24 protein-coding genes and 2 tRNA genes are annotated in these 15,441 nt (G+C 29.2%); 25 read left to right on the top strand and 1 reads right to left on the bottom strand.

Annotation, left to right across the window (positions count from 1 at the left end):
* The first annotated feature begins 64 nt into the window (after positions 1–64).
* Positions 65–1,585, top strand: a complete 1,521-nt coding sequence (gene murJ / locus AOE55_RS02080; protein ID WP_013087505.1) for a murein biosynthesis integral membrane protein MurJ — start codon at positions 65–67, stop codon at positions 1,583–1,585.
* Positions 1,586–1,633: 48 nt separating this feature from the next.
* Here the strand turns inward: murJ and AOE55_RS02075 are convergent.
* Positions 1,634–1,704 (bottom strand) — tRNA-Val (locus tag AOE55_RS02075).
* Positions 1,705–2,098: 394 nt separating this feature from the next.
* On the opposite strand from AOE55_RS02075, the gene AOE55_RS02070 reads away from it, so the two are divergent.
* From AOE55_RS02070 to rpsE, 24 genes are all read left to right on the top strand, one after another.
* The gene (locus tag AOE55_RS02070; protein ID WP_013087891.1) at positions 2,099–2,710 is read left to right on the top strand and encodes a riboflavin synthase; all 612 of its coding nucleotides are present in this window, start codon (positions 2,099–2,101) and stop codon (positions 2,708–2,710) included.
* Positions 2,711–2,781: 71 nt separating this feature from the next.
* A tRNA-Phe gene (locus AOE55_RS02065) sits at positions 2,782–2,854 on the top strand.
* 554 nt (positions 2,855–3,408) lie between these two features.
* Positions 3,409–3,780: a 30S ribosomal protein S12 gene (gene rpsL / locus AOE55_RS02060; RefSeq protein ID WP_013087822.1), complete on the top strand. Its 372-nt coding sequence runs from the start codon at positions 3,409–3,411 to the stop codon at positions 3,778–3,780.
* Between the two features lie 68 nt (positions 3,781–3,848).
* Positions 3,849–4,319, top strand: a complete 471-nt coding sequence (gene rpsG / locus AOE55_RS02055; RefSeq protein WP_013087495.1) for a 30S ribosomal protein S7 — start codon at positions 3,849–3,851, stop codon at positions 4,317–4,319.
* A 48-nt stretch (positions 4,320–4,367) separates the two neighbouring features.
* The gene (gene fusA, locus AOE55_RS02050) at positions 4,368–6,503 is read left to right on the top strand and encodes an elongation factor G (protein ID WP_080611820.1); all 2,136 of its coding nucleotides are present in this window, start codon (positions 4,368–4,370) and stop codon (positions 6,501–6,503) included.
* A 342-nt stretch (positions 6,504–6,845) separates the two neighbouring features.
* A complete protein-coding gene (gene rpsJ, locus AOE55_RS02045) occupies positions 6,846–7,157 on the top strand; it encodes a 30S ribosomal protein S10 (protein ID WP_013087640.1) in 312 nt (103 codons plus the stop codon).
* 21 nt (positions 7,158–7,178) lie between these two features.
* A complete protein-coding gene (gene rplC, locus AOE55_RS02040) occupies positions 7,179–7,805 on the top strand; it encodes a 50S ribosomal protein L3 (protein WP_080611746.1) in 627 nt (208 codons plus the stop codon).
* Between the two features lie 27 nt (positions 7,806–7,832).
* On the top strand, positions 7,833–8,441 hold the full coding sequence (rplD, locus tag AOE55_RS02035; protein WP_013087543.1) for a 50S ribosomal protein L4: 609 nt from the start codon (positions 7,833–7,835) through the stop codon (positions 8,439–8,441).
* A gap of 1 nt (position 8,442) precedes the next feature.
* A complete protein-coding gene (gene rplW / locus AOE55_RS02030; protein WP_013087832.1) occupies positions 8,443–8,742 on the top strand; it encodes a 50S ribosomal protein L23 in 300 nt (99 codons plus the stop codon).
* Between the two features lie 17 nt (positions 8,743–8,759).
* Positions 8,760–9,575, top strand: a complete 816-nt coding sequence (gene rplB / locus AOE55_RS02025; protein WP_013087895.1) for a 50S ribosomal protein L2 — start codon at positions 8,760–8,762, stop codon at positions 9,573–9,575.
* 13 nt (positions 9,576–9,588) lie between these two features.
* Positions 9,589–9,873 carry a 30S ribosomal protein S19 gene (rpsS, locus tag AOE55_RS02020; protein WP_013087613.1) on the top strand — a complete coding sequence of 95 codons (285 nt, stop codon included), beginning with the start codon at positions 9,589–9,591 and terminating at the stop codon, positions 9,871–9,873.
* Positions 9,874–9,885: 12 nt separating this feature from the next.
* A complete protein-coding gene (rplV, locus tag AOE55_RS02015; RefSeq protein ID WP_013087551.1) occupies positions 9,886–10,218 on the top strand; it encodes a 50S ribosomal protein L22 in 333 nt (110 codons plus the stop codon).
* A gap of 19 nt (positions 10,219–10,237) precedes the next feature.
* The gene (rpsC, locus tag AOE55_RS02010) at positions 10,238–10,942 is read left to right on the top strand and encodes a 30S ribosomal protein S3 (protein WP_080611818.1); all 705 of its coding nucleotides are present in this window, start codon (positions 10,238–10,240) and stop codon (positions 10,940–10,942) included.
* Between the two features lie 3 nt (positions 10,943–10,945).
* Complete coding sequence (gene rplP / locus AOE55_RS02005; protein ID WP_013087452.1) at positions 10,946–11,350, top strand: 50S ribosomal protein L16; 405 nt, start codon at positions 10,946–10,948, stop codon at positions 11,348–11,350.
* A 1-nt stretch (position 11,351) separates the two neighbouring features.
* Complete coding sequence (rpmC, locus tag AOE55_RS02755; protein ID WP_013087679.1) at positions 11,352–11,564, top strand: 50S ribosomal protein L29; 213 nt, start codon at positions 11,352–11,354, stop codon at positions 11,562–11,564.
* Complete coding sequence (rpsQ, locus tag AOE55_RS01995; protein ID WP_080611744.1) at positions 11,551–11,841, top strand: 30S ribosomal protein S17; 291 nt, start codon at positions 11,551–11,553, stop codon at positions 11,839–11,841. The genes rpmC and rpsQ overlap by 14 nt, the downstream gene beginning before the upstream one ends.
* Positions 11,842–11,865: 24 nt before the next feature.
* Positions 11,866–12,237, top strand: coding sequence for a 50S ribosomal protein L14 (rplN, locus tag AOE55_RS01990; protein WP_013087595.1), 372 nt, complete (start codon positions 11,866–11,868; stop codon positions 12,235–12,237).
* A gap of 21 nt (positions 12,238–12,258) precedes the next feature.
* Positions 12,259–12,540 carry a 50S ribosomal protein L24 gene (gene rplX, locus AOE55_RS01985; RefSeq protein ID WP_013087432.1) on the top strand — a complete coding sequence of 94 codons (282 nt, stop codon included), beginning with the start codon at positions 12,259–12,261 and terminating at the stop codon, positions 12,538–12,540.
* Positions 12,541–12,598: 58 nt separating this feature from the next.
* Positions 12,599–13,126, top strand: a complete 528-nt coding sequence (rplE, locus tag AOE55_RS01980) for a 50S ribosomal protein L5 (RefSeq protein WP_041855272.1) — start codon at positions 12,599–12,601, stop codon at positions 13,124–13,126.
* Between the two features lie 11 nt (positions 13,127–13,137).
* Complete coding sequence (gene rpsN / locus AOE55_RS01975) at positions 13,138–13,443, top strand: 30S ribosomal protein S14 (protein ID WP_013087828.1); 306 nt, start codon at positions 13,138–13,140, stop codon at positions 13,441–13,443.
* Between the two features lie 54 nt (positions 13,444–13,497).
* Positions 13,498–13,896, top strand: coding sequence for a 30S ribosomal protein S8 (gene rpsH, locus AOE55_RS01970; protein WP_013087702.1), 399 nt, complete (start codon positions 13,498–13,500; stop codon positions 13,894–13,896).
* Positions 13,897–13,929: 33 nt separating this feature from the next.
* The gene (gene rplF, locus AOE55_RS01965) at positions 13,930–14,457 is read left to right on the top strand and encodes a 50S ribosomal protein L6 (protein WP_013087548.1); all 528 of its coding nucleotides are present in this window, start codon (positions 13,930–13,932) and stop codon (positions 14,455–14,457) included.
* Between the two features lie 10 nt (positions 14,458–14,467).
* Entirely contained in the window at positions 14,468–14,824 is a 357-nt protein-coding gene (gene rplR / locus AOE55_RS01960) for a 50S ribosomal protein L18 (protein ID WP_013087776.1), read from the top strand.
* Between the two features lie 14 nt (positions 14,825–14,838).
* On the top strand, positions 14,839–15,351 hold the full coding sequence (rpsE, locus tag AOE55_RS01955; RefSeq protein WP_080611816.1) for a 30S ribosomal protein S5: 513 nt from the start codon (positions 14,839–14,841) through the stop codon (positions 15,349–15,351).
* Positions 15,352–15,441 lie beyond the last annotated feature (90 nt).

The following is a 15,441-nucleotide window of genomic DNA, read 5'->3' as shown; positions in this document are numbered from 1 at the left end:
AGAAAACTTAGTAATCAAACTCTAAAGAGCGTAAAAACTATCTTTTCGAAAATGATTAAAAATCATGAATTTTAAATTGAATCTAGCAAAATCGTTTTTGAATCATACAGTCTTTTCTATTGTATCTAAAATATTAGGATTTTTTCGTGAAATTTCCATTGTGTTTTTTTTTGGAATTGGATATCAAACAGATGCTTTTATACTGGTTTCAAAACTTTCTAACATATTTAGATATATTCTTACAGAAGGAACGATTATTCAAATGTTTTTACCGTTATTAATAGAATACAAGAAGAAAAATAATCAAGAAAAAATTAGAAAGTTTTTATCGAAAACATCTGGAAATTTCATCACAATTTTATCCTTTTTGATTATAGTTGGAATAATTTTTTCAAAATGGATAATTTTTATTTTTGCTCCAGGATTAATAAATCAAGAGAAAACTCTGAATCTTGCGATCATTTTATTGAGAGAATCTTTTCCAAGTTTAATTATAAATACGTTAATAACCTTTTCTAACATTGTTCTATATGCATGGAACTTTTTTTATAAATCTTCGTTATCTCAGATAATTTTTAATGCTTGTTTCATTGGACTCCTATTCATATCAAGTTTCTTTAAAAATTCTATCAATATTCTATCTTTTATAATAATCGCATCAGGGGGTGTTCAACTCTGTTATCAAATTTTATGTTTGAAAAAAATTGATATCATTTTCTTTCCTAAAATTAACTTTAAGATATCTGATTTTTATGATTCATTAAAGATTTTATATTCTTCAATCTCTATTTCATTACTCAATCAATGCATTGTAATATTCAACAATGTATTTTTATCTTTTCTTCCAATTGGATCGTTTTCTTGGTTATATTATGCTGAAAAGATAAGTAGTGTTCCTGTTGGAATATTCATCTCATCTTTAAACACTATTTTATTTCCAAATTTGTTAAAAAATGCGTTTAAAAAAACGAATGAAAAGTTTCATAAAATACTACATTACGGAATAGAAATGTCTTCTTCCATATCTATGCTATTTTTTATTATTATTTTTCAATTATCCTATCCAATAGTAATTACATTATTTCAATATAAGAATTTTGATGTTTTTCACATCAACATGATTCAATATTCCGTAAAAGTAAATTCTTTCGGAATTATTAGTCATAGTTTATTAAAAATAATGATATCTGTCCTATATGCGATCAAAGATACTCGAACACATTTTAAAATATCTTTTATAAATTTGATATTATCTCAGACAACTAATTTCTTGTTATTTAATTCTTTTAAACACATTGGAATATCTTTATCAACAGTATTAACCAGTTGGTTTGACATATTTTTTTTATCTTACATATTACATAAAAAAGAAATCCGTATACTCCCTGATCTCTGGAAAAGGCTAACTCTTCAAATATTCATTTCATCAATTTCAACTACTTTATTTTTATCTTTTCTAATGAAAATTATTCCAGATTGGAGAGAATTAAGTATTTTATTCAGATTTTTACATTTGGTAATACTACTTTTTGTGAGTATTTTAAACTATTCATCCATTTTTCTGATTTTTAGAAAAATAAACTAGTTAAACCACGAATTTTTCACAAAATTTTGAGTTAAACACGTTGTAAAATGCGTTCGAATGGAATCGAACCATCTCCTTCACCACGTCAAGGTGTTGCTCTCCCTTTAAGCTACGAACGCAATCGTTTCCCCGGAAGATAGATAAATTTTATTAGTAAGTAAGCAAAAATTACCACATTGTATTGAAAATTACTAGTATTAAAAATACTAAAAATTACTGGTATTTTTTATGATATTCTTAACACTTTTATAAGTAAATATCTTTTCAGAAGTTATCAAGAAAAGAAGAAAAGCACTATTTAATATGAACTAATCTATTTTTTAAAGCACTATTTATTTAAGTTTTTATTTTTTAGATTAATAAATCAATGAAAAGATTTTTTATAACACAATTTTTATTAAAATTATTAATAAAATTTATCTAATACAATTGAAACAAATTGTATTTTAGATAAACTAAGAACATTCATAGTTATATAATTTTAGAAATAGATTAATTTAAATATTTTGAAAAATGTTTACTGGAATCGTTCAAGGAGTTGGAAAAGTTGTCAGAGTTCTCAAGAAAGATCATTTTCAACAGTACACAGTTAAATTTCCTAAAAATTTACTAATTCCAAAAATTCAAGTTGGTATGTCAATTTCAAATAATGGATGTTGTTTATCTGTTACTAAAACCGAAAATAATGAAATCAGTTTTGATTTGATTCGAAAAACTTTAGAAATGACTAATTTTGGAAATGTTCAAGTAGGAGATCTGATAAATTTAGAGAGATCTATCAGATTTGGAGATGAAATTGGGGGACACCTAATGTCCGGTCATATCTTCACGATAGCAAAAATAATTAAAATCTCAAAATCAAAAAATAATTTGATAATCTCTCTAAGTCCAAAAAAAATAGAATCTATGAATTATATATTGGAAACAGGTTTTATTGGAATAGATGGAATCAGTTTAACAGTTGGAAAAGTATTAAAAAAAAGTTTTCATATCAATTTAATTCCTGAAACAATTCGTAGCACGAATATATCAAAAAGAAAAATAGATGACTTTGTAAATGTAGAGATAGATCCATATACTCAATCTATCGTAGAGACCACGAAAAGAATAATGCAAAAAAAGTAAAGATTTTTTACTTTTTTTTATTTTGAAAGGTTTATTTAAAGATTTGATATAATTCGTTAAACATTTTTGTTGCCCGAATAGCTCAGTAGGTAGAGCAGAGGACTGAAAATCCTTGTGTCGGCGGTTCGATTCCGCCTTCGGGCATCTTTTCTTAACTTTTAATAGACTTTTAACTTAATAAATAATAGACTAAAAAGAAAGGATTATTAAACTTATTTTTTTTTCAACTTTCATTCTTTCCATATAAAATTATATTGAAATAAAACGAACTTGATTTTAAACAATTCTTAAAGCTCATTTAAAAAACTCATCTTATAAATTATAAAGAGTTAATATATTCCAATATTTGTTTCGAATTATAGTTTTTGATTTCTTTAAGAGATTCATAAATTTTATGTTGCTAAAACATTAATAAGGTTGACGATAAAATTAAATTAAATAACTTTTTTCTAAATTAGAAGTATTCAAAGCATATGATTTTTCTATCGAAACAGAAAAATAGATTTTCTTTGGTATTTTTAAAAAATCCTTTAGATAACGTTTTAAAAAATTTTTTTATTTCATTTGGAAAAATCTTAAAAAATTTGATTAATCAGTGAAGCTTTCGTATATAAATACTAAGAACTTTTTAAGGGGATAATCATTTTCATAAATGATTGCAATAATAAAACAATGAGAAATGTAAAAATTAAGATAAAATGACTACAATCAACCAGTTAGTTAGAAAATCAAGAAGATCAAAAATCGCTAAAAGTAATGTTCCAGCTTTAAATTGCTGTCCTCAAAAAAGAGGCGTATGCACTAGAGTTTACACAATTACTCCAAAAAAACCAAATTCAGCATTAAGAAAAGTTTGTCGTGTTCGTTTAACAAATGGTCAAGAGGTCTCTTCTTACATCGGAGGTGAGGGTCATAATCTTCAAGAACACTCTGTGATTTTGATTAGAGGTGGAAGAGTAAAGGATTTACCTGGAGTAAGATATCATACGGTACGAGGAACTTTAGATTGTTCTGGGGTAAAGGATCGTAAAAAAGGACGTTCTAAATATGGTACAAAAAGAAAAAAATAAAATTAAAATAGATGAATTTTAAAAAAATCTATGTTTAAAGTTTTCACTAATTTAGATGCAGGATACTTATGTCACGTCGAAAAATTACATCGAGAAGAAAAGTTCTTCCAGATTTCAAGTATAAATCCGAATTGCTCACCAAATTTATAAACATTTTAATGAAGAATGGAAAGAAATCTGTAGCCGAATCAATTGTTTATCGATCTCTAAATATGCTTTCCGAAAAAACTAAAATGAGTCAGATTGAATCTTTCGAAGTCTCTTTGAATAATGTTCGTCCAATAGTTGAAGTAAAATCTAGAAGAGTAGGTGGTTCCACTTATCAAATACCAGTAGAAATTCGTCCAGTAAGGAGAGATACTTTGGCAATGCGATGGATCATCATTTCTGCAAGAAAAAGAAAGGAAAAATCAATGATTCTAAAACTAAAAAACGAACTCAATGACGCATTTGAACAAAAAGGATCTTCTGTTAGAAAAAAAGAAGAAGTTCATAAAATGGCAGAGGCTAACAAAGCTTTTGCACATTATAGATGGTAGGTGTCGCAGTGAACTAATCTTTAAATGAATATGATTAAAGAGGAGAAAATGGAAAAAAAAGTGGTTTCAATTAAAAAGTATAGAAACATTGGGATTAGCGCACATATTGACGCTGGAAAAACAACTACAACAGAAAGAATACTTTTTTATACCGGAATTAGTCATAAAATGGGAGAAGTTCATGATGGAGAAGCGATAATGGATTGGATGGAACAAGAACAAGAAAGGGGAATCACAATCACTTCGGCATCCACTACTACATTTTGGAAAGGAATGGATAATCAATTTGATCAACATAGAATCAACATCATTGATACTCCAGGACATGTTGATTTCACCATAGAAGTCGAAAGGTCTATGCGAATACTGGATGGAGTCTTAATGGTTTATTGTGCTGTCGGAGGAGTACAACCACAATCCGAAACAGTTTGGAAACAAGCAAATAAATATCAAGTTCCAAGAATTGGATTTATTAATAAAATGGATAGGATGGGAGCAAACTTTTTTCGAGTAATTCAACAGATCCAAAATCGGTTATTTTCTAATCCAGTTCCAATACAGCTACCAATCGGTTTAGAAGAAAATTTTTCTGGAATAATTGATCTTATAAAAATGAGAGCTATTAGATGGAACGATTGTGATCAAGGAATGTCGTTTGTATATGAAGAAATTCCAGAGTCTATGGAGTTGGAATCAAAAAAATGGCATAATCGATTGATTGAAACTGCAATAGAATCATCGGATGAATTAATGGAAAAGTATTTCAACGGAGAAACTCTTTCAGAAAACGAAATCAAGAAAGGACTCAGAAAAAGAGTAATTAATAATGAGATCGTTTTAATAACTTGTGGATCTGCTTTGAAGAATAAAGGAATACAACCTGTTTTGGATGCAATTGTAGAATATCTCCCTTCACCAATAGAAGTTTTCTATAATATCAAACATCAAAATTCATTAATTCTAAAGGAAAATTATAGATCTGACTTTATTAGAAAGAACAATCAATCGTTTCTAGCCTTGATATTTAAGATCACAACAGATCCTTTCGTAGGAAACTTAGCATTTTTTAGGGTATATTCTGGAACAGTAAAGTCCGGAGATATCGTTTTCAACTCCACAAAAAAAAAGAAAGAAAGATTTGGAAGAATTGTCCAAATGCATGCCAATAAAAGAGAAGAAATTAAAGAAGTAAATTCTGGTGATATTGCTGCTGCAATCGGACTAAAAAATGTTTCTACAGGAGATACATTGTGCTCACTAAATTATGAGCCAATTGTTTTAGAAAAAATAGAATTTCCAAAACCGGTCATATCCATAGCAATAGAACCTAAAACAAAATCCGATCAAGAAAAAATTGGTTCAGTTTTAAACAGATTATCTCAAGAAGATCCATCTTTCTATTATTCTACAGATCAAGAGTCTGGACAGATCATTATTTCCGGAATGGGGGAATTGCATTTAGAAATTCTAGTGGAAAGAATGAAAAGAGAATTTAAGGTGGAAACAAGTACTGGAAAACCTCAAGTAGCATATAGAGAAACAATCGAAAAATCAGTTAGTCAGGAAGGAAAGTTTATACGTCAATCCGGAGGAAGAGGTCAATTTGGACACGTTTGGATAACCATTGAACCATTAGATGTAAATCATCAAAAAGGATATGAGTTTTGTAATAAAATAGTCGGTGGAGCTATACCGAAAGAATATATTCCAGCAGTAGACATGGGAATAAGAGAACAAATGAAAACTGGAATTTTAGCTGGATACCCTATCACCAACATAAGAGTTACTTTATTCGATGGTACTTATCATGAGGTCGATTCTTCAGAAATAGCTTTCAAAATAGCAGGATCGCTAGCTTTTAAAGAAGCATTTACAAAAGCTCATCCAATTTTATTAGAGCCGATTATGAAGATTTGCATTGAAACTCCAGAAGATTATACCGGTGATATCATTAGCGACTTAAATAAAAGAAGGGGAACGATCGAAAATATGGAAAATTTAAATTTTGGTAAAAAAATAATTGGTAAAGTTCCTCTATCTGAAATGTTCGGGTATGCAACAGACCTAAGATCTTATACTCAAGGAAGAGCTGTATATTCTATGGAATTTTTAGAATATAAAAAAGTTCCTTATGAAATTACTCAAACGATCATTCGTTCAAAGACAGGTAATGAATGTAAATAAAAGAGGATAGAAAGAACTTTTCAGTTTTAAAAAAGTATTTTTTGTTTTTATTTTTTATCTTTTTTTTAAAAATTATTTTTGAGAAAGAAAATATTATAGATTAATAAGATTAATCAAGAAAAAGTCCTTTTATAATCTTTTTAATTTCTTCCAGAAAATAGAGAAAATAAATTAATTTATTCTTAAAGAAATTTCTAATGAATATACTTTATTGAAATTCTTCTATGATTTACTTTTACAGGCATACATTTTTTGTAGAAAAATCTTAAAAAAGATGATAGAGTGGAAGGTTATTTGGGACATTATGCATCGTATAATAATTCAATATATGGAGTAAATATCATGAATAATCAAAGGATTCGGATACGATTAAAAGCTTTTGACCATCGATTAATAGATCAATCTACTGCAGAGATAGTAGCGACCGCTAAAAGAACAGGAGCTCAAGTTAAAGGACCGATTCCTTTACCAACTCGTCGAGAACGTTTTACAATACTTATTTCTCCTCACGCAAATAAAGATGCTAGAGATCAGTATGAAATTCTTACACATAAACGTTTAGTAGATATAGTGAAACCTACGGAAAAGACCGTGGATGCTCTCATGAAACTAGACTTAGCTTCTGGAGTAGATGTTCAAATTAGTTTAGGATAAAGATTTTAGAAAGGTTTAACAATGATCGGATTGATAGGAAAAAAGATTGGAATGACAAGAATTTTTATGAAAAATGGAATGGCTATTCCAATCACTGTCATTCAAGTAGAAGAAAATAGAGTGACTCAAGTTGGTATTCTTAAAAAAAATGGATATCGTTCAGTACAAGTCACTTCCGGAATAAAAAAACATAAATTTTTAAAAAATTCAGAAATAGGATTTTTTAAAAAAATTGTGGTTGATCCAGGAAAAATCTTGAAAGAATTTAAAACCAATGCTACAAATGAAAATTATCATATTGGTCAAAAGATTCATCTTAGTTTCTTGTCTAAATTTAAAAGAATAGATATTTCTTCCTTTTCCAAAGGAAAAGGATTTTGCGGAACCATAAAACGATGGAACTTTAAAGCTCAGGATGCTAGTCATGGAAATTCTTTATCTCATAGAGTACCTGGATCAATAGGTCAAAATCAAACTCCTGGAAGAGTATTCAAAGGAAAAAAAATGGCAGGACACATGGGAAACAAGAAGGTTACCATGAAAAAATTAGAGATTATTCAAATAGATGAAAAAAAAGGATTAATTCTTGTAAAGGGATCCGTTCCTGGCGGGACAAATTGTAACTTGATCATAAAACCTACTGTATAAAATCCTAAAAATAGAGAACATCTTCAAATGGAACTCACTATTCTAGATACTCATAAAAAAATCCAAATATCAGACCGTATATTCAATGTTCGTCTGAATCACTCATTAGTTCATCAAGTTATTAAGAGCTTCTTATCGAATTTAAGAACTGGAACTAAATCTCAAAAAAATAGGTCACAAGTTTCTGGATCTAACAAAAAACCTTGGAAACAGAAGGGGACAGGTCATGCCAGAGCTGGTTCGGTTAAAAGTCCAATCTGGAGATCAGGTGGAATGGCATTTGCTACAAATTTTCGATCGTATAAAAAGAAAATTAACAAAAAAATGTATAAAAAAGCAATGAGATGCATTTTTTCTGAATTAATTAGAGAGAACAGGTTAGTTATCGTTGAAAATTTGTTTTTAGATCGTATAAAAACTAAATTATTCAAAAAAATGATCGATGATATATGCAGAAATAGGGATAAAATTTTGATTATTACAAAAAAAATCAATCAATTTCTCATTTTATCCTCCAGAAATTTACATAAGATTAACATTTGCGAAGTTTCTGAAATTAATCCAGTCAATCTGATTAAAAATAGAACTATCATTTCTACTGTTGAAGCTATAAAAAAAGTAGAGGAAAGTTTATAAAATGACTCAAAAAGAAAATTTATATAAAGTTCTAAGTTCATTTCATGTATCTGAAAAATCCTCTAATTTAATTGAAAAGAACAATTCGTTTACATTAAGAGTGGATATAAAATCTAACAAGACGGATATTAAAAGATCCATTGAAAAATTTTTTCAGGTTTTTGTAGAAGATGTGAGAACAGTGATTGTTAAAGGAAAAAGAAAAAGATTTGGAAAATTTTTCGGAAATAGAAAAAAATGGAAAAAAGCTTATATCAAGATTAAAAAAGGACAGAACTTAAACTTTTTAAGAAAAAGATAATTTTTTCGGATTAGATGATGACTGTTATAAAATATAAACCTACCTCTTCAGGTAGAAGACATATGATCGGTTTTATTGAAAAAAAATTATATCGAGGTGATCCTTTCCAAAAATTAACTAAAAAAATTAAGAAGACAGGAGGAAGAAATAATCTCGGAAGAATTACTACTAGACATATTGGAGGAGGTCATAAAAGAAAATATCGAATTATTGATTTTAAAAGAAATAAAAAAGGTCAATCGATTGTAAAAAGTATAGAATATGATCCAAATAGAACATCGAATATAGCTTTGATTATGTTCGAAGACGGAGAAAAAAGATATATTATTGCTCCAAAAAACTTAAAAGTAGGAGATAAATTAGAGTCTGGAAAACATGTGAAAATCAAAATAGGTAATTGTCTTCCTATAGAAAATATTCCTGTCGGATGTTTAGTACATAATGTTGAACTAAAAAAAGGTAAGGGGGGTCAGTTATCAAGATCTGCAGGAAGTTATGTTCAAATTGTTTCCAAGGAGACTGATTTTGTCGTCGTTCGATTGCGGTCAGGAGAAATACGAAAGATTCGATTCGGATGCCGTGCTTCTATTGGAGAGGTCGGAAATAATCAGCATATGTTAAAACATTTCGGAAAAGCTGGTGTTAATCGATGGAAGGGAGTGAGGCCAACTGTTCGAGGAACAGCAATGAATCCGATAGATCATCCTCATGGAGGAGGAGAAGGAAGAAACTTTGGAAAACACCCAGTAACTCCATGGGGGATACAAACAAAAGGAAAAAAAACAAGAAAAAATAAACGTACTGAAAGAGAAATTATACATCATCGTTCTTAATAAGGTTAAAAAAATGAGCCGTTCGATTAAAAAAGGACCATTCATAGATTCCAGTTTGTTAAAAAAAGTAGAGCTAGCAGTTAGAAAGGGAAGCAAAAAACCGATCAGAACCTGGTCTCGTCGTTCCACGATTTATCCAAAGATGATTGGTTTAACAATCTCCGTTCATAACGGAAGAAAGCATGTCCCAGTTTATATTACAGATGAAATGATTGGACATAAATTAGGAGAATTTTCTCCAACCAGAACATATCGAGGACATTCTGGAGAAAAAACAAAAAGCCAAAAAACTACGTGATTCTTAAAAAACATGAAAACTTTTTCCATTTATCGAAACGCAAGGTCTTCTCCTCAGAAATTAAGACTAGTTTCCAATCTTATTAAAAACAAGAAAATAGAGAAAGCTATGGAAGTATTGAATTTTCTTAATAAGAAGTCATCTTTTCTCATTAAAAAAGTTCTAGTTTCTGCTGTTGCAAATGCTCACCATAATTATGGAGCTTCTTCAAAAATTTTGAAAATAAAAAATATATTCATAGATGAAGGGCCTACTATGAAAAGAACCATAGCTAGAGCTAAAGGAAGAACTAATCAAATTTCAAAAAGAACTAGCCATATCAAAATTGTTATATCAGACGAATAAAACTTCAGGAGAAGAAAGTATGGGTCAAAAATCGCATCCAAATGGATTAAGACTAGGTATTATTAAGAATTGGAACTCTACATGGTACGCTGGAAAAAAAACATTCTCAAGTCAATTGATTAGTGATCTTAAAGTGAGAAATTTCCTCAAAAAATCGCTAAAAAAAGCATCTATTTCCAAAATATTTATCGAAAGACCTTCCAAAAGTATCAGAGTAACAATTTACAGTGCTAGACCAGGGATTATTATAGGAAAAAAAGGAGAAGATATAGAAAAGTTAAGAAAAAATATCACTAAGATCACTGGCGTACCTTCACAAGTCAATATTTCTGAAATTCGAAAACCAGAACTAGATGCAAAATTAGTAGCTGAAAGTATTTCTTCTCAGATTGAGAAGAGGATTATTTTTAGAAGGATTATCAAGAGATCCATTCAAAATACTATGAGATCGGGAGCACAAGGAATCAAAATAGAAATTAGTGGGAGACTGGGAGGTTCTGAAATAGCTCGTACAGAATGGAATAGAGAGGGTAGAATTCCATTACATACTTTACGTGCAGATATTGACTTTAGTACTTCGAAAGCAAAAACTACTTATGGTATAATCGGAGTTAAAGTATGGATTTTTAAAGGAGAAATTTTCGGAAATTCTTTAATTTCTGACAAATTAGAAAAACATTTTCATATTATGAGAAAGAAAAAAAATTCTAGGAGACGAGTTTAGAGAATGTTACAACCAAAAAAAACGAAATTTTCCAAAATGCATAAAGGTAAGAACGATGGTTTTTCAACCGATTTTGAAATAAAATTTGGGAAGTTTGGTTTGAAGTCATTGCAAAGAGGTCGGATTACTTCTAGACAAATAGAAGCTGCAAGAAGAGCAATGACAAGATCAATTAAGAGACAAGGAAAAGTATGGATAAGAATTTTTCCAGATAAATCAGTGACTAAAAAGCCACTCGAAGTGAGAATGGGAAAGGGAAAAGGTAATGTAGAATATTGGGTGTGTTCCATTCAGCCAGGAAAGATTCTATACGAAATGGATGGTGTAGAAGAAACTGTGGCCAGAGTTGCTTTTAAATTAGCTTCCTCAAAACTTCCTGTAAAAACAACATTTATAGCAAAAATTTGAAATGAAACTTCAAAAAAATATGCAAAAAGAAAGAAAAGCAGTTCTCTTTTCGAAATTAGATCAACTTCGTAAAGAGTTCTTTATACTGAAAGTTCAATTTTTAAATAAAAATGAAAATTTTAAAAATTCAAGTGTTTTTAAAAAAATAAGAAAAAAAATAGCTAGAATCAAGACAATCTTAAATAAGAAAAAGGAAAAAAATGACAACAAGTAAGAATTCAAAAAAGAAAATAAAGGCATACGTAGTAAAAAAAAAAATGGATAAATCCATTTTAGTTCACGTAAAAAGAACTGTTCAACATCCTCTTTACAAGAAGTATGTTAGAAAAACAACCAAACTTCAAGTACATGATGAAGTAAACGAATGTTTTGTAGGAGATTTAGTAGAAATTCAAGAAACTCGACCAATATCAAAATTGAAATCCTGGTCTGTAGTAAGAATTTTAGAAAAATGTAGTTCTCATGACTATCAAAAAAACACAGTTGTTTAACTTAAAAGAATATTGATTTAAAAAATGATTCAGGAACAAACTATTTTAAATGTAGCAGATAACTCTGGTGCAAAAAAGGTGATGTGTATAAAAGTTTTAGGAGGTTCTAAAAAAAGATATGCTTATGTTGGGGATATAATAAAGGTAGCAGTCAAAGAATCTGTTCCAAATAGTAAAGTAAAAAATGGAGAAGTATTAAAAGCGGTAGTCATAAGAACAAAAAAAGAAATCAGAAGATCTGACTATTCTACAATTCGATTTGATCACAATTCTTGCGTGTTATTAAATGATGCGACTGAACAACTAATTGGAACTAGAATATTTGGACCAGTGACAAGAGAACTTAGAAATGAAAAGTTTTTGAAGATCATATCTTTAGCTTCAGAAGTTTTATAAAAGATCAGGGTTGAAATAGAGATGAGTAAGATTAAGATTCGTTCAAACGATCAAGTGATGGTTATCACCGGTGAAGAAAAAGGAAAAATTGGAACAGTAAAAAAGATTATAGGAAAAAAAAAGATTATCGTTTCTGGAATAAAAATTGTAAAAAAACATAAAAAAGCAAATAATTCAATCAATTATTCGGGTGGAATTCTTAAAGAAGAGTCACCGATAGATATTTCAAATGTTACGATATTCGATCGTAAGTCCAAAAAATTAAATTACTTAAAATATCAAGATAAAAAAGAAAAGAAATAGATTGAAGAATACGACAAAAAATTATGAAAGTTTGAGAAATCTAAAAATGAAAGATAGCATGTTAGAACTCTACAAAAAAGAAGTGATTAAAAAACTTACTGAAAGATTCAAATATAGTTCTGTAATGCAAGTTCCTAAAATAACAAAAATCACATTAAATATCGGTTTTAGTTCTGATATCGATAAGAAGACTCTAGATAATTCTTATCGTAGGTTATCTTTTATCGCAGGACAAAGACCGTTGTTGATCAAGACAAAAAAATCAATTTCTGGTTTTAAGATTAGGAAGGGATGTATAATAGGATGTAAAGTAACCTTAAGAAAAAAAAATATGTGGAACTTCTTAAAGAAACTGATATGCATTGCTATTCCTAGAATAAGAGATTTCAGAGGATTTTCAAAAAAATCATTTGACGGAACCGGAAACTATAATATCGGAATAAAAGAACAGATTATTTTTCCAGAAATAGATTATAACAAAATAGAAAAATCCAGAGGAATGGATATTTCTATCACAACTAATACAGACTCGGATGAAGTTGGAATAGCCTTACTATCTGCTTTTCAGTTTCCATTTCGAAAATGAAAGGAATTCTCATGTCAAAAAAATCGATTATCCAAAGAGAAAAGAAACGAGAAAAATTATCAAAAAAATTTTTCATAAAACGTTTAAAATTAAAATCTATCATTTCCAGTACAAAATCTTCGAAGGAAGAAAAATGGAACGCAGTTCTAAAATTACAGAAATTACCTAGAGATTCCAGTTCGTCCAGAAAAAGAAATCGTTGTTTACAGACTGGAAGACCTAGGGGATTTTTGAGAAAGTTCGGAATTAGTAGAATCAAATTGAGAGAATTGGCTATGAAAGGAGAAGTTCCAGGTTTAAAAAAGTCAAGTTGGTAACTGTTTGATCTTCAAATATTTTGAAATCTTAATAGATTCTTAAAGGAAAAAATAATGAGCATGCAAGACCCTATATCAGATATGCTTACAAGAATAAGGAACGCACAATCTTCAAGAAAATCTTTTGTAGAAATTCCTTTTTCAAAAGCAAAAAGAAATATGATTTATATTCTAAAAAAAGAGGGATTTATCAGAAATTTTGAGATAGTAGAAAAAAATAGATGGATAAATGTTTTAAGAGTATATCTAAAATATTTTAATAAAAAACCGGTGATAGAAAAAATTACAAGAGTCAGTCGTCCTGGACTACGAGTATATCAAAAAAGTAAAAGTTTATCAGAAGTAATGGACGGATTAGGTATATCAATTGTTTCTACTTCAAAAGGAATTATGACAGGAAAAGAAGCAAAAAGAATCAAATTAGGAGGAGAAATTATTTGTAAAGTTTCCTGATTTCTTTTAAAAAAAATAAATGAGTGCAATCTTATGAAAAGGTCCTGTTCTGTATCCATACCAAAAAATATAGAAGTAAAAATTAAGAATAACGAAATTATTATAGATGGACCAATCGGATCCTTAAGTAAAAAATTTCATGATTCGATCGATTTCAAAATTAAAGAAAACGAAATATTCTTTTCTTCAAATCACAAAAAGTCTGATCTTAAAAAACAGATTGGCACAATTCGATCCTTGATACGTTCAATGATTTTTGGTGTACAATTTGGTTTTTTTAAAAATCTAAAAATCGTAGGAGTTGGATATCGTGTTTCTCTTGAAGAAAGATTCTTAAGCTTATCCTTAGGATTCTCTAATACAATTCGTTATAAAGTTCCTAACTCTATCTCAGTTTTTTGTCCGAACCAAAATGAGATCTCTTTAAAAGGAGTTGATAAACAATTAGTTGGTCAAGTTGCAGCAGAGATTAGATCGTTTCGAAAACCGGAGTTGTATAAAGGAAAAGGAATTCGTTATGAAAATGAAATTGTAAAACTTAAAGAATCTAAGAAGAAATAAATGAACCAATATGAACAAGAAAGTAAAGTCCAGATATAAAAGAGCTTTAAAAATTCGATCAAAGATGAAGAAAAGAGACGTTGCTTGTTTGACGATCCATCGTACTTCACGACATATTTACGCTCAAATCACTTCGATAGGAGGTTCTAAGACTTTAGCATGTGCCTCTACTACTGAGAAAGATGTGAAGAAAAACTTGATTAGAACAGGAAATAAAAAATCAGCTGGAATAATAGGAAAGATCATAGCTGAAAGATGTCTTAAAATTGGAATAAAAAAAGTTTGCTTCGATCGATCTGGTTTCAAATATCATGGTCGTATTCTTACATTAGCAGAATCAGCTCGTGATCACGGTCTTCAATTCTAGTCATGGTAAAAAAAATGAACAAAATTGAAAAAAGGAACAACCAAGAATTGAAAGAAAAATTAATTTCAGTCAACAGGGTTTCTAAAACTGTAAAAGGAGGAAGGATATTTAGTTTTACTGCAGTTACTGTCGTAGGAAACGGAAATGGAAAAGCTGGAGTAGGATATGGAAAAGCTAGAGAAGTTCCAATGGCAATACAAAAATCGATGGAAAAGGCTAAAAAAAATTTGATGAAGTTTGAGATTTTTCAAAATACTTTATACCATTCGATCACTGGAAGTCATTCTGGATCAAAAGTCTTTATAAAACCGGCTTATGAGGGAACTGGTATTATTGCAGGAGGATCAATGCGATCTCTTCTTGAAGTGATCGGTGTTCGTAATGTATTAGCAAAAACTTACGGTTCTACAAATCCTATCAACGTTATTCAAGCTACTGTAAAAGCATTAAAAGAAATGAGATCACCAAAAATGGTTGCAAAAAAAAGGGATAAAAAAATTGAAGAAATAACTGGAATACAAGAATGATTAATTTTTTTTTTTAATAATTTTTATAATAAAAGACATAAAGAATAATATTCTCATTTAACTATTTAATTTTCTAAAAATTGTGAAATG

The sequence above is a fragment of the Candidatus Riesia pediculicola genome (assembly GCF_002073915.1).
Lineage (GTDB): Bacteria > Pseudomonadota > Gammaproteobacteria > Enterobacterales > Enterobacteriaceae > Riesia > Riesia pediculicola.
This window is presented reverse-complemented; position numbering and strand designations above follow the sequence as displayed.

Coding starts and splice junctions, on each gene's coding strand:
- murJ (WP_013087505.1), top strand. CDS start 65: ATGAATTTTAAATTGAATCTAGCAAAATCGTTTTTGAATCATACAGTC.
- AOE55_RS02070 (WP_013087891.1), top strand. CDS start 2,099: ATGTTTACTGGAATCGTTCAAGGAGTTGGAAAAGTTGTCAGAGTTCTC.
- rpsL (WP_013087822.1), top strand. CDS start 3,409: ATGACTACAATCAACCAGTTAGTTAGAAAATCAAGAAGATCAAAAATC.
- rpsG (WP_013087495.1), top strand. CDS start 3,849: ATGTCACGTCGAAAAATTACATCGAGAAGAAAAGTTCTTCCAGATTTC.
- fusA (WP_080611820.1), top strand. CDS start 4,368: ATGGAAAAAAAAGTGGTTTCAATTAAAAAGTATAGAAACATTGGGATT.
- rpsJ (WP_013087640.1), top strand. CDS start 6,846: ATGAATAATCAAAGGATTCGGATACGATTAAAAGCTTTTGACCATCGA.
- rplC (WP_080611746.1), top strand. CDS start 7,179: ATGATCGGATTGATAGGAAAAAAGATTGGAATGACAAGAATTTTTATG.
- rplD (WP_013087543.1), top strand. CDS start 7,833: ATGGAACTCACTATTCTAGATACTCATAAAAAAATCCAAATATCAGAC.
- rplW (WP_013087832.1), top strand. CDS start 8,443: ATGACTCAAAAAGAAAATTTATATAAAGTTCTAAGTTCATTTCATGTA.
- rplB (WP_013087895.1), top strand. CDS start 8,760: ATGACTGTTATAAAATATAAACCTACCTCTTCAGGTAGAAGACATATG.
- rpsS (WP_013087613.1), top strand. CDS start 9,589: ATGAGCCGTTCGATTAAAAAAGGACCATTCATAGATTCCAGTTTGTTA.
- rplV (WP_013087551.1), top strand. CDS start 9,886: ATGAAAACTTTTTCCATTTATCGAAACGCAAGGTCTTCTCCTCAGAAA.
- rpsC (WP_080611818.1), top strand. CDS start 10,238: ATGGGTCAAAAATCGCATCCAAATGGATTAAGACTAGGTATTATTAAG.
- rplP (WP_013087452.1), top strand. CDS start 10,946: ATGTTACAACCAAAAAAAACGAAATTTTCCAAAATGCATAAAGGTAAG.
- rpmC (WP_013087679.1), top strand. CDS start 11,352: ATGAAACTTCAAAAAAATATGCAAAAAGAAAGAAAAGCAGTTCTCTTT.
- rpsQ (WP_080611744.1), top strand. CDS start 11,551: ATGACAACAAGTAAGAATTCAAAAAAGAAAATAAAGGCATACGTAGTA.
- rplN (WP_013087595.1), top strand. CDS start 11,866: ATGATTCAGGAACAAACTATTTTAAATGTAGCAGATAACTCTGGTGCA.
- rplX (WP_013087432.1), top strand. CDS start 12,259: ATGAGTAAGATTAAGATTCGTTCAAACGATCAAGTGATGGTTATCACC.
- rplE (WP_041855272.1), top strand. CDS start 12,599: ATGTTAGAACTCTACAAAAAAGAAGTGATTAAAAAACTTACTGAAAGA.
- rpsN (WP_013087828.1), top strand. CDS start 13,138: ATGTCAAAAAAATCGATTATCCAAAGAGAAAAGAAACGAGAAAAATTA.
- rpsH (WP_013087702.1), top strand. CDS start 13,498: ATGAGCATGCAAGACCCTATATCAGATATGCTTACAAGAATAAGGAAC.
- rplF (WP_013087548.1), top strand. CDS start 13,930: ATGAAAAGGTCCTGTTCTGTATCCATACCAAAAAATATAGAAGTAAAA.
- rplR (WP_013087776.1), top strand. CDS start 14,468: ATGAACAAGAAAGTAAAGTCCAGATATAAAAGAGCTTTAAAAATTCGA.
- rpsE (WP_080611816.1), top strand. CDS start 14,839: ATGAACAAAATTGAAAAAAGGAACAACCAAGAATTGAAAGAAAAATTA.